At 59.2% G+C, this 13,568-nt stretch carries 6 protein-coding genes; 1 reads left to right on the top strand and 5 read right to left on the bottom strand.

Annotation, left to right across the window (positions count from 1 at the left end; all coding sequences use genetic code 11):
- Nucleotides 1–440: 440 nt before the first annotated feature.
- Complete coding sequence (locus ACFQX9_RS17120; protein WP_007605808.1) at nt 441–1,298, top strand: electron transfer flavoprotein subunit beta/FixA family protein; 858 nt, start codon at nt 441–443, stop codon at nt 1,296–1,298.
- Nucleotides 1,299–1,846: 548 nt separating this feature from the next.
- Here ACFQX9_RS17120 and ACFQX9_RS17115 read toward each other — a convergent pair.
- The 5 genes from ACFQX9_RS17115 to ACFQX9_RS17095 all read right to left on the bottom strand — a co-directional run bounded on the left by ACFQX9_RS17115 (nt 1,847) and on the right by ACFQX9_RS17095 (nt 13,030).
- The gene (locus ACFQX9_RS17115) at nt 1,847–3,163 is read right to left on the bottom strand and encodes an MFS transporter (RefSeq protein ID WP_085348758.1); all 1,317 of its coding nucleotides are present in this window, start codon (nt 3,161–3,163) and stop codon (nt 1,847–1,849) included.
- A gap of 747 nt (nt 3,164–3,910) precedes the next feature.
- Nucleotides 3,911–5,737: a glutamine--fructose-6-phosphate transaminase (isomerizing) gene (gene glmS / locus ACFQX9_RS17110; RefSeq protein WP_377789701.1), complete on the bottom strand. Its 1,827-nt coding sequence runs from the start codon at nt 5,735–5,737 to the stop codon at nt 3,911–3,913.
- A gap of 209 nt (nt 5,738–5,946) precedes the next feature.
- Nucleotides 5,947–6,930, bottom strand: a complete 984-nt coding sequence (locus ACFQX9_RS17105; protein ID WP_377789699.1) for a GDP-L-fucose synthase family protein — start codon at nt 6,928–6,930, stop codon at nt 5,947–5,949.
- On the bottom strand, nt 6,911–7,996 hold the full coding sequence (gene gmd / locus ACFQX9_RS17100; protein ID WP_377789697.1) for a GDP-mannose 4,6-dehydratase: 1,086 nt from the start codon (nt 7,994–7,996) through the stop codon (nt 6,911–6,913). The genes ACFQX9_RS17105 and gmd overlap by 20 nt, the downstream gene beginning before the upstream one ends.
- A 3,147-nt stretch (nt 7,997–11,143) precedes the next feature.
- Nucleotides 11,144–13,030, bottom strand: a complete 1,887-nt coding sequence (locus ACFQX9_RS17095; protein ID WP_377789695.1) for a hypothetical protein — start codon at nt 13,028–13,030, stop codon at nt 11,144–11,146.
- Nucleotides 13,031–13,568 lie beyond the last annotated feature (538 nt).

The raw sequence follows: 13,568 nt of genomic DNA, 5'->3' as shown, positions 1-13,568 counted from the left end.
CTCTCTCTCTCTCTCTCTCTCTCTCTCTCTCTCTCTCTCTCTCTCTCTCTCTCTCTCTCGCTCGGCCGACTGGGATAGGAAAGCGTGGAAAAGAGGCGGTCGCCAGCTCGGATGCATGATGGGGATGCTAGCGTTGTGCCTTGGGTTGGGATTTACTCGCCGGCGACGCGTAGGGCGTCTTCGCTTCGGCCAGTCTTGCCATCGTCTGTTTGCAACGTACGCGCCCTGAAAATGGCATTGGCGTCGAAGCGGCGCGTGATCGCTGCGGCTCCGTTGCCGCCCCTGACTCCGATCAGCTTGAGATCACGCCGGTGCGTAAACCATCGCAGTTGCGACAACCGGCTCGTCGTCAGCCTGCATTCATTCCTCGTTGGCGAAATGCCTTGGATGGTATGACATTTGCTGCGTCGGGAGTCGGCTCGGCATCTTAGGAGAAGTACATGCACAGCATCGTCTGCATCAAACAAGTCCCCGACTCCGCGCAAATCCGCGTGCACCCTGTTACGAATACGATCATGCGCCAGGGCGTGCCGACAATCATCAACCCCTATGATCTCTTCGCATTGGAAGCTGCGCTCGAGCTAAGAGATCAATTCGGCGGCGAAGTCACCGTCCTGACAATGGGACCGCCGTCGGCCGAAGAATCTCTCCGAAAGGCACTGACATTTGGTGCCGATCGCGCTGTCCTGCTCACCGACCGTAGCTTCGCGGGCTCCGATACGCTGGCGACGAGTTACGCGTTGGCGAGCGCGATTCGCAACATCGGAAAGGAATATGGCCCACCGGACGTCATATTCACCGGCAAGCAGACGATCGACGGCGATACGGCGCAGGTGGGACCTGGCATTGCAAGGCGGCTCGGGGTCCAGCAGCTCACTTATGTTTCCACGATCAAAGCGTTGGACCTCAAGCTACGGACCATCGAGGCCGAACGGCGCTGCGAAGGGGGCGTCCAGGTGTTGGGTTCCAAGCTGCCGTGTCTCGTCAGCATGTTAGAGGCAACAAATCAAATTCGCCGCGGCGCAATGATAGATGCGTTGCGTGCCGCCCGCACCACAATCGTAAAATGGAGCGCCCAAAGTGCTGGGGTGGATGACATGGCCAATTGCGGTCTGAGGGGATCGCCGACCGTGGTCAAGCGTGTGTTCGCGCCCTCCGCGCGAGCGGAGAAGGCGACGTGGGTGGAGGCGGCCGAGCAGCCGGCCCAAGCATTGATCGACGCTATGTTCAAGCGCAACCCTATGCTCGAAACGGAGCTCGCACAGCTCGCCTCATCTGCGCAAGCTCGCGGTGCGTGAAGTTACGGCTGATCGAGCGCAGCGAGCAACAGCCTGGGTCTGGTTACGCATTGGCCCGTCGCTCGTTGTACAGGCGCGACCAAACTTCTCGACCACTCCCCGCCAGATGCGACAAGAAGGTGAGCCGTCAACCTGCGTATCCGAGCGCCGAGAGGTCGGTATTGGACCAGGATACAAGACGGCCCGCTACGCTAACGTTTGTCGCTACCTTCGAGACGATCAGTCCGCTGGGGAATTCACGCAGCCCGACGATGTGCGCGTTCGAGTGTTGTGGCGGCCGCACAGAATATCAGAGCGTGGAGCTCGCGCGAGGGATCCCAGTCCTCGCGCGAAATCCGCCGTGTTTCACGCGACTGCAAGTGCGGGCAGCGCACCGTCCGACCACCGGACGGAATCGAGAGGAAGAACCGTGATCGGCAGAACGGCCGCGCACCATCGTGAAAATCACCGCAGGGATAGTCGCGCACCAACTTCAGTTCAGCCTTGGGCCCCCAACGTCCCGCGGGCGCGCGTGCTAACGCGTGGTAAATTGCGCGCTTACCGCCGGGTTAGGCCGCTCGGGTCGCAACGGCTTTCGCAACTCTCTTGGTGTTTCCTGGATAAATCGTGAGCGCGGCGATAATGCCGAGCAAAGCCGCAAACATCAACCAGAAACCGGGCGACGCCTTGTCATCTGTCCGGTCGATCAGCCAAGTCGATGCAAGCGGCGTAAAGGTGCCAAAGAGAGCCGCGGCGAGTGCGAACGCCAAAGAAAAGCAAGTTGTGCGAATGTGCTTCGGCACGATTTCGACCAGAGCGCCCAACATGGCGCCGCTATAGGTGCCAAAGTAAAACGAGAACATCATCTCCACGATCAGCATCTTGCCAAAGCTTGGGTCCGTTACAAGCCAAGACAACGCTGGATATGCAGTCACCAAGGCAAGGCCGGCAATGGTCAGCAGGACCGGTTTCCGGCCGATTCTGTCGGAAATCGCGCCGCCAATTGGGTTCCACATGAAGTTCGTCACCGCGACCAAAAGCGTCACCAAGAGGGTGTTCTGCGTGGACAACTGCAATACGTGCCTGCCGAACGTAGGCGTGTACACCGTCACGAAATAGAATGTCGTGGTCGTCAGCATCGCGATCATCATGCCGAGAATGACGATGCGCCAGTTCGCAAGTGTGGAGGCAAAGACCTCGCGGGCCGTTGGGTGGTTCTTCATGACCAGAAACTCCGGAGTTTCCTCCAGCGTCCGGCGCAGGAAGAAGATAAGCGGTACGATCAAGCAGCCAAGGAAGAACGGGATCCGCCAGCCCCAAGCGGCAACCATTTCGGCCGGAAGTGCTTCGCTCAAAAAATATCCTATAAGAGCCGCGACAAAGATCGCAACCTGCTGGCTCGAGGACTGGAAAGATGTGTAAAAGCCGCGGTTGCCCGGAGTGGCAATCTCGGACAGGTAAACGGAAACACCACCAACCTCAACGCCGGCAGAAAAGCCCTGCAACAGCCGTCCGAACAGCACGATCGCAGGTGCGGCAATGCCGATCGTCGCGTAGCCCGGACAAAAGGCGATGATGATGGTGCCAATGGCCATGATCGAAAGCGTGATGATCAGGCCTTGCCGACGGCCAATCTGGTCAATATAGGCTCCAAGCACGATCGCACCAACAGGTCGCATCAAGGCACCCAGCCAGAACACACCGAAGGTGTTAAGCAGTGAAGCGGTTTCGCTTCCTGATGGAAAGAACGCGTTTCCGATCGCACTGGCGTAGAACCCGAACAAGAAGAAATCGAACTGCTCGAGGAAGTTGCCGCTCGTGGCACGTAAGATGGCGCCAATGCGCGATTTGGCATTTGAGGCGTGCGCAATGGGCGCTGGTGACATGGCGAGTTTCCTCTCGATTTTGAAATGGCCGCTTCCGGAGAAAATCTCACCGCAGCCGCGTGCAGTTTCATGGCCGCGAATCGGCCATCAGGGCACTATCGACCAAGCCGTAAGCGCCTGACCTTTCCGGCATATTTTCGGCAATTGCCGCAAACCCTCACAATTTTCGCTCGTCATTCCGCTCGTGCAGCAGGAGTGGCTCTCAAGCTACTGAACCCTGGGGCAATTCTCGGCGCCAAGGTTGGCGACAAGGTTGGTGTCTGTGGCGTGGCCGAAGTTCTCATCAAGCGTACCGATATGCAGAGAAAGGGGAAGGACGAGATCGGTGGCATACGAGCCGCAGCGAGGAGCTCCGTGAGATGTCGTGCTAGAACAGCTCGCGAGCCTGCGATTGGGGCCGAACTGCGCTATTATCTCACCCGATCTCCAGCGATGTCGATATGCTCAAAGTTAACCGGAGGTTCGCCGGAAAGGATTTTGTGAGCGCGCTGGCGATCAAGCGCGGCGCCGATGGCCATGCTTGGAAACAGCCACGTTGTCCTTCGAGCGCGGCGCGCCTCGTACTTCGAGGGGCGCTCCGGTTCGTATGTGGTCCAAACCCGGCGTCTCCGTAAACAGGGCCAAGAACAGGCACAAGTCTCGCGGTGGCATCGGGGCCTGGAGCTGGGCGGCACATCGTGATACGATCTGACCGCGGCTCGCGCATTCGGAATCTGACCACGACAACTGAGGTCGCATCACTTTGCCTTATTCGACGGTTACCGATTTCGCGAGATTTCGGGGTTGGTCGACGTCTGTGCCTATGAGGATGGCCGTGTGGTAGGCTAGGAGCTGCACCGGAATCGCATAGACAATCGAGGTGAATGTCGCACCCATCTCCGGCAGCATAATGGTCGCGAGTGAATCCATGGACACGTCTGCGGCTCCCCTAGCGTCGGTTATCAAGATAATCTTGCCACCGCGTGCAGCGACCTCCTGCATGTTCGAGATGGTCTTTTCGAACACCCGGTCGGAAGGAGCGATGACGATTACGGGAACACTCTCGTCGACCAAGGCGATCGGGCCGTGCTTGAGCTCCCCGGCCGCATAGCCCTCGGCGTGAATATAGGATATCTCCTTCAGCTTCAGTGCCCCTTCCATGGCCAGTGGAAACGAGGTGCCGCGACCAAGATATAGCACGTCACGCGATTTGGTGATGTCGCGTGCGAGCTTCTCGATCTGCGGCTCGTTGGCCAGCGCCGCTGAAACGAGCCGAGGAATTTCGATCAGCTCGCGTACCAGATCGATGCTGTCGCCCTCCGACAATTCACCGCGCGCATTGCCCGCGGCGACCGCAAGCGCCGCCAGGACGACGAGCTGGCATGTGAACGCCTTGGTCGAGGCAACGCCGATTTCGGGCCCCGCGAATGTCGGCAACACTGTCCCACTTTCGCGCGCAATGGTCGAACTCAGTACGTTCACGATCGAGAGGGTATGCAGACCTTGCGATTTGGCGTAGCGGAGCGCGGCCAGGGTATCGGCGGTCTCGCCGGACTGCGAGATGAAGATCGCAAGATCTCCTTGGCGCATCGGTGCCTCACGATACCGAAATTCGGAGGCGACATCGAGCTCGACCGGAATACGAGCCAGCCGCTCGAACCAGTATTTGGCGATGTGGCCGGCGTAGCCGGCCGTACCGCAAGCCGTGACCGAGATATGTCCGATCTCATTGAAGTCGAACGGAAGCTCCTGCGGCAGTGCCACGCTCTCGCTGGCAATATCGACGTAATGCGCAAGCGTATGCCCGATCACCTCCGGCTGTTCGTGGATTTCCTTCGCCATGAAGTGGCGGTAGTTCGCTTTCTCGACGAGAGCCGACGACGCGCCAGAGTTCACCAGATCCCGGCGGACGACTGTGCCTTGTGCGTCGTAGACCACGCTGAAGTTGCGGTTGAGCACAGCCCAATCGCCATCCTCAAGGTAGGTGATCAAGTCGGTAAGGGGCGCGAGCGCGATAGCATCCGATCCGAGATACATTTCGCCTTCGCCATGCCCGATCGCCAGTGGTGAGCCCTTGCGCGCACCGATCATGAGGTCGTGTTGGCCCTTGAACAGGATTGCAAGCGCAAACGCGCCCACTAGCCGCGGCAGCGACGCTTTTACTGCCTCCTGCGGCGAGCAGCCATTCTTCAGATAAAAGTCGATGAGATGTGCCACCACCTCCGTGTCTGTTTCAGAGGCGAAACAGGCGCCATGCTGTTTCAGCTCCGCGCGCAGCTCCCGGAAATTCTCGATTATGCCGTTATGGACGACCGCAACATTGTCCGTTGCATGCGGATGAGCGTTGTGTTCGGTTGGCTTGCCATGAGTAGCCCAGCGCGTGTGCCCAATCCCGACATGGCCTGAAAGCGGATGGCAGCGAACACGTGTCTCAAGGTTTTTCAGCTTTCCCTCGGCGCGTCGAAGCTCGATGTGATTTCCTTTGAGCGTTCCGATGCCAGCTGAGTCGTAGCCGCGATATTCCAGTCGTTTAAGTGAATCGATGAGGCGATCCGCGACCGGACCGCGCCCCAAGATGCCTACAATTCCGCACATGGTAACCAGTTTACCTCAACTTCAAAACAGAGCGTCTCGCAAGACGCGCCTGACCAATTCGCTCGCTATTTATCGACCGGTGTAGTCGTGCCGGCCTTCCATCGCGCACGCGTCACTCGGCGTGCGCGAGCTCAAAGCAACACCGGAAACCCAATCGAAGTCGCCAGACGATCCGAAGCAACTTTCTGGGAATCGGACAATGAGCGCCGTCAGCAATTAACAGCTGCATGATTCTCTCCTTTGTCCGATTTGGCCGATACCGCTAAGAAGTCCTGATAGGTCTGCCGCATTCCATCTGTAAGCCATGTCCTCGCGCGCCAGCCGAGCTTTGCGAGGCGGCTGACGTCGAGCAGCTTGCGCGGCGTGCCGTCGGGGCGCGAGGTGTCGAAGGCGATCTCGCCACTGTAGCCGACGATCTCTGCGACGACGCGCGCGAACTCGGCGATGGTGACGTCCTCGCCGGTGCCGATGTTGATCAGCTCTGCTCCCGAATAGGTCTTCATCAGGTACACGCAGGCGTCTGCCATGTCGTCGACATAGAGGAATTCGCGCCGTGGCGTGCCGGTGCCCCACACGGCAACGCTCTTGGCACCCGCGACCTTCGCCTCGTGGAAGCGCCGGATCAGCGCCGCGACGACATGGCTCAGTTCGGGATGATAATTGTCGCCGGGGCCGTAGAGATTGGTCGGCATTACGCTGATGAAGTCGCTGCCATACTGGCTGCGATAGGCCTCCACCATCTTGATCCCGGCGATTTTTGCAATTGCATAGGGCTCGTTGGTCGGTTCCAGCGGGCCCGTCAGGACCGCATCTTCTCGCAACGGCTGCGGCGCCAGTTTCGGATAGATGCAGGACGAGCCCAGAAACATTAGCTTCTCGGCGCCGTTCTGGTGCGCGGCCTGGATCACGTTAGCCGCGATCGCAATGTTCTCGTAGATGAATTCTGCACGCAGTGTGTTGTTGGCGGCGATGCCGCCGACCTTTGCCGCGGCGAGGAAGATCACCTGCGGCCGCGTTCTTGCGAACCAGTCGAACACCGCCGCCTGGTTGCACAGATCAACCTCGCGCCGGTCCTCGGTGACGAGCTTGACGTCCTCCCGCGCCAGCCGGCGCGCAAGCGCGCTGCCGACCATGCCGCGATGGCCGGCTACGTAGACACTCTTGCCTGTCAGCTCAAACGGAGCGTTTGCCACTCGTCGCGTCCCGTTTTGCTACCGCCAGATCGCTCGCCATCATCTCCGCGACGAGCTCTGCAAAGCTTCGCTTCGGCATCCAGCCAAGCACCTCGCGCGCCTTGCTGGCGTCGCCGACGAGGAGATCGACCTCGGTGGGCCGGAAATAGGTCGGATCGATCTTCACCACCGTCTTGCCGCTCATCTCGTCCACGCCGGTCTCCTCGACGCCTGTCCCGCGCCATGCGATGCGGCGACCGAGCTGGGCGAACGATAGCTCGACCATCTCGCGCACCGAGTGCATCTCGCCGGTGGCGAGCACGAAATCGTCGGGCTTGTCGGCTTGCAGGATCTTGTGCATGCCCTCGACGTAGTCGCGCGCATGGCCCCAGTCGCGCTTGGCTTCGAGATTGCCGAGATAGAGCGTCTCCTCCAGCCCGACCTCGATACGGGCGACAGCGCGCGTGATCTTGCGGGTCACAAACGTCTCGCCGCGGATCGGGCTCTCGTGATTGAACAGGATACCGTTGCTCGCGAACATGCCATAGGCTTCGCGGTAATTCACCGTGATCCAGTAGCCGTAGAGCTTTGCGATGCCGTAAGGCGAGCGCGGATAGAACGGCGTGGTCTCCTTCTGCGGGATCTCCTGGACGAGGCCGTAGAGCTCCGAAGTCGACGCCTGGTAGAACCGCGTCTCCTTCTCTATGCCGAGGATGCGGATCGCTTCCAGCAGGCGGAGTACGCCGATGCCGTCGGCATTGGCCGTGTATTCCGGGCTCTCGAAGCTGACGGCGACGTGGCTCTGGGCGGCGAGATTGTAGATCTCGGTCGGCCGGATCTGCTGCACCAGGCGGATCAGATTGCTCGAATCCGTCATATCGCCGTAGTGCATCAGGAACGGCACGTCGCCGACATGCGGATCCTGGTAGAGATGATCAACGCGCGCGGTGTTGAACGAGGACGAGCGCCGCTTGATGCCGTGCACGACATAGCCGAGCGACAGCAGATGTTCGGAAAGATAGGCGCCGTCCTGGCCGGTCACGCCGGTGATTAGAGCGACCCGCCGTTTGCTCTCTTGGCTTAACAAATGATTCCTCTGCGCAGGCTAATGTCGTCCCCGATCGACGACGTCAATCGCGGCTGGCTCTTCGAAATGCGGAAGCGTCACGCTCTCGAACTGCCGAAGTGTGGACCTCTACAGGTATTGCGTCGATTGCTCAACTGTACGGAGGTAAACCTCCCACCTCGAAAGAGTTTTGAAGGACTATACGAAAGTTTGTAGTCCGGCAGATTTCGTTCGGCCTTCGTCAGGCGCTTCTCTATTGCTTGAGTGCGCTCAATGAATTGCGGCGCAGTCAAAAGGTAAGCAGGCCGTTCGGCCGAGAAGCGTTCTGCAGTCTCTCCATGCTCAGCTCGCGCGTCGAGCCAAGGAGTGTCCCTCATTTCTTGTCCTTGCCTAGAAATTTCGAGTCTTGCTGTTCATCCAGTGCAACTGCGAGCAAGCCCGGCAAACAAAGCCTTGAAAGTTGTTCTCTGTCGCGCAGTCCGTATCATCGATCAATCTCGGGACGATCGTGTTGGTGGTCGGATAAGCATAGGTGAAGGCGCGCATATTGCAGTCCCACGGCAGAAACACGCGGGATGAGCTGATCGTGGAGGGAGCCGACTCGGGCTGTTTAAGCACGGGCCGCCTGCTCGAATGCGCCAAAAGGGGCGTGAGCTTAGAGGCGCGCCATCGAAATGGATCGCTGCCTTATCGGGTTTGAACGCCGCCGAGATCAATCTTCGATCGCTCGCGTGTCTAAACTTCCACATCATTTCCGTTCCAAGGCGATCACATGAGGTTTCCAATGCTCGTTCGTCGGGTGTTGAGGGGCTCGTTTCCTGCATCGGCGTTCGGCCCTGGGGCAATCGTCAGGCCTGCATCTCGAGCAGGCCCAGCTCGCGGAGCTAGCGGCAGCTCTCTTGCTGCCGCAATCAGCCGCTTACCATGCCGCGCGCTCGTCCCGGACTACTCGTTGTCGTCTAGTCTGCTTTTCGTTTAAGGACGGGCGCGTCCGTCCGACCATGGCATGACGTGCATTCGGACATGGTGATAAGCGCACCATGATGACGGCTTTTGGCGCAGTCCCGTCACAATTGGTTCCCCGCACATGTACGCTCTTCCAGGATCGCCATTCTTGAAGCCAACAATTGCCCGACATTGGCCCTCACAATGGTCGACGAGCAACACCGTGTTGGATCCATCGGGTCTTCTCACATCACCGCTCCAGGATAGCGCATCAGTCTCGCGGAGGCTCGTTGGCAGTTGGCGCTCGCAACCGTATTTCGAAGTCTCCAATGCTGGATTGGTCCTTCTTACATCTGGGCAATCGTGACCTCATGCGACTTGGCGATTTGCGTAGACAGAAGAGGAACAGCGTCCTTCGCACTCAGCGCGATCCTCAGCCGCTTTGGCAGAACACCTCTCATGACACGCGATCGGCTTGCTCCGCTTTTGTCCACAGGAATTCTAGGGCGACTGAAGATTGGAGCCAACTAGCAGGGGCACTCTACAATCTGACGCTACGTACGATTCAATCCCCTGCGGGGGTTATCGCGGGAATATGTCACGCCAGGAGCCAGCCGCGACGGGAGGAGGGCGGGAGGCGCTGCGCCAAAGCGGCTGGCCTTCGCTATTCGTCCTCCGCGGAATTGCGCAGCCAGGGTCTGCTCAAGTGTGCCGGCATAGCCACGCCGCGGCAGTGAGGCTGCTGGTCGTGGCAATGAGCGATCACGCGTGTCAATGAAGTTCTTGTAAGGTCCATGGAATAGGAGCGCGCTCGCCGGCCGAATCAAGCGTCCATGGCGAGGATGCTCTGTGGCATCTGTGCGAATTGGCGCCTCGTCTATCCGGCCGAGCTCTCCCGCTACGCTGTCTGGATGGGGCTGCTTCCCGGGATTTCTAGAGGCTGGCGTCGCTAGGCAGAATGGGAAACGAGGTCCATCGGCAGCGGTTATTCCGGTCAATCAGTGCAATTCCCGTCAAGGCACTGAGCAGTGACTTTGCCGTTCCAGACAACTTGGACGATGGACCTCGAAAGGCGCCGTCAGGTGCAGGCCGCGTCAGGTCAGCGATGATTGCGGGTTCGATCCATGTGGGGGCCGTCATGCGTTGGAAGACGGCGCCCAAGCGGTGCTCAGCCCTGGTCCCGTTCAGAGCATCGCGGTTTAAGTCCGGATTGGTGCGTTTGCTACAATCGTGGCTGGTCTCCAACAGTTGCTATGGGCGCGTGCAACTCCAGAGCGGCTACGGAAAAGGCGGAAAGTCTGACGGCAATCAAACGGCTGTTGGAACGAGCGGCGCAGCCCATGCTCTCGGATCGCCGGGCAGGGCCTCGTAGGCGCCGATCGGCGCTCCTCCCCATTCATCTTGAGGCGCGAGCGACTGTTAAGCCGGCATTCTCCAGTGCATCCAAGATCCTATCAGCAACCACCCGGGGATCGCGCTGGTCCTCTATGCTCACGCTACAGGCCAAGGTAGCTGCCATGATCGCGTGAGCCGTTTTGCGCTGGAGGCTGTCGTACTCGGCATACTCGCCGCAAATGTTGCAGGTGATCACTGGTCGGCCGGCCCAGGGGTCGTGCATTGCGATCTCGCACCAGTTATCTCCGTGACATTTCTGGCAGAGCATAATTAGAGAGTTCCTTGTGGTTTGAGCTCGCGCTACGTGGTCGTCTGTTGAACGACTGCTTGGCATCCAAAGCTGCAGAAGCCACTGCACTCTGGAGGCGCTGTTGCCGTCCTGAAAAACACGATGTACGCGGGCTCCGGAGCAATCCGCCCGAAAGGGCTGCGGCGTGAGCGAACACTTGATGCATCTCTGCCGAGAGCGGCGGCGATGACGCGCCTCCGTGCTCTTCTGGAAAATCCGTTGAACGCAGAGCGCCGAGCACCTGCAGAGATCTGCCGCGGCCGTTCAATGCACCATTCGACATAGTGCCGCCCGTCAAAACCTCCCTACTCACTACGCGTGGATCATTGCCTTTGATGGCTGAAAGTACGACCAGAAATCCGCTCCGCTGAACGAGCTTGCGAGCCCATCTCGTCGCCTATCTCGATCACCTCGCGCCTAAAAGTGTGGTGCCGTTGGTCGCGCCGCTTGCTCGCGTCATCCTGCATTGAGTTATCGTCCTTTGGAGCAGCGCAGCCCTTCGTGCCTTACGAGCGGTGTGCAGCCGTGTTCCGTTTGCTTCAAAACGCCGCATGACATGGTGTTCGTCGTCGGTCACCTAGCGCTGTCCAATTGCCGATAGCCGCAGCGGCTCGATGACAGATCGCCACTTCGGGCCACTTGGCTAACCCATTCGCCAAGTATGCGAGCTCTTGCTCGGTGAAACGCGCAGTCCCGGTGAGGCGGCGCAGGACCTCCTGGGAGATTACGACGGCGACTTCGCGAGAGGTGACCTCTTTCGGCCAGTGACTGAACGCACGCATGAGCTGAGCAAGCTCCTGCTCGCTAAAATCACAAACCTGGAAAGTGCGGCGAAGAATCTCCTGCGCGATGGCTACCGTCACATCGCGAGAGATCTCCTCTTGTCGCCATTTGCTGAAGCCGTTGGCGAGGATCGCCAGTGCTCGACGCGTAAAATGAGAAAGCCGGTTGGAACGGCAGGCCCGAGAAAGGACCTCGTTCGCGATCGCAGTCTTAGCTTCGCGCAGCGGAACTTCCGTTGGCCATTTGCTGAAGCCGTTCAACAGAATAGCCAGTCCTTGCTGCGTAAAATCACAGAGCTGACCGGCCCGTCGGGCACGGTAAACGACCTCCCGGGCGAGCGCAGCCGTCGCGTCGCGAAGAGACAGCTGTTGTGGCCACTTGCTGAACCCATTTACGAGGTTCGCCAGTGCCTGTTCAGTAATGCAGGAGACGCCGTCGGCGCGGTCACAGCGGGCGAGCACTTCACCGGCAATTTCAATTGTGGCTTGGCGGCAGCTCGGGTCCTGCCGCCATTTGCTGAAACCGTTTACCAGCACCCCGAGTTCCTGGTAACGAAAATAAGAGAGGCGCTCGGCACCGCGAGCGTGGCGGATGACTTGATCCGCGATCGCGACGCTCGCCGCGAGACAGGCAACCTCCGCCGTCCATTTGCTGAAGCCGTTTACCAGGCTCGCCAACTCATGGTGATCGACGGAAAGCCCGCGACGAACGAGTTCTCCTGCAATCTTGGCGGTGGCTTGCCGAGGCGCGAGCTCGCCCGGCCACCTGCTGAATCCGTTTACAAGCTTAGCCAGACGCTGCTGACTGAAATCGGGGAGCTGATCGGAGCGGCGGAGAAGTTCGTTGCTGATCGCGATCGCTGCCTTGCGACAACTGGAATTTTCCGGCCGCTTGCTAAAGACGCTGATCAGATTCGCCAGCTGTTCCTGGGTAAAATCGGAGAGTCGATCGCTTCGGCGCACAAGCTCATCTGCGATGATCACAACTGCCGTGTGAAAGCGTTCCTCTCCTAGCCATTTTCCGACGCCGTTCACGAGCATTGATAGATGCCGCGGGGTGAGCGCTGAGAGGCGATCATCCGAACGCGTACGGCAAGAAATCTCAGTCGCGATCCTGAGAGCGGCTTCACGAACCGCCGGTTGATCCGGCCACTTGCTAAGGCCGCTTATCAGCAATGATAGGTGCTGGCCGGTTAGGTCCTGGAGCGGCTCGCACTTGTCGCGGCAAACTTCAGCAATTCTGATCACGCCATCGCGGCAGTCGGAAGACGCAGGATGGCGGCCAAATGAACACGCAAAGAGCGAAAGTGATGTGAAGTCGACTTGTTCCATCAGTGCGTCATTAAAGCGGGAGAGCTGAGCCGCTAGAGCTTTGGAAAGATCGGTACCTGCCTGACCGCCAGACTGCCGGCTGAGCGCATCACATATTGTGGCGTATTTCGATGCTAGCTTGAGGCGGATGTCTTCCTCAAATCGTGGAACAAATGCGATCTTGAACGCAGTCGCGGCCTTTCGCAGGAAGCGTGCGCGATTTGATCTCGTGAGTTGCTTGGAATCGTCGAATAGTGAAACTGAGAATGCGCGCACGTCCTGACAACGGCAAGCGTGGCTGATCGTTGCGAGAAGCTCATCGAGTGTGGCCATCGTTCGATTTGGTAGCTCTGAGTGCTCCGCGCGAACGTGCTGCTCCAAGCGGTGCCGGTCGAGTGAGACTGCTTGTCCAGGGCGCGTCATCTGTCGACCCTTCCCTGGCCAGGGTCTCGAACTGCAATCGGATCGCGACATTGCTCACGCAAGCTGACTGGAGTGCGGATAGGTAGCGCTGGCGCCCTCAGCCCGTAATGTCTGCTGCACAGGCCAAGTGCGTCCCGTCTGCAAGCCGTCGCTCCCAAGCCATCGGCAGGCGATCGTGGACGCTCGCCCGCAAGAAGACCCTACAATCTGACGCTACGTCCGATTCAAGCCATTTATGTCGAGAGCCGCGCATTTCGCGCAGAATTCTGCGTGAACGGCCGGTGAAGCCAAATCTCGTCGATCATGCTCCGTTCGCGTGGCCTTTCCAATCGGCCGTCTCAACCGAGGGATTGCAGTGAAGCTTACTCGCCGCGCTTACGTCTCTTGCCAGCGACTTGTCCATGTCGGACATTAACAAAGCGAGTGGCAGCGCTAACTGCAAATGAGG

Origin of the sequence: Bradyrhizobium sp. GCM10028915, assembly GCF_042666195.1 — a bacterium.
Classification (GTDB): Bacteria; Pseudomonadota; Alphaproteobacteria; order Rhizobiales; family Xanthobacteraceae; genus Bradyrhizobium; species Bradyrhizobium canariense_D.
The sequence above is the reverse complement of the archived record's forward strand: the minus strand, read 5'-3'. Positions and strand labels throughout refer to the sequence as shown.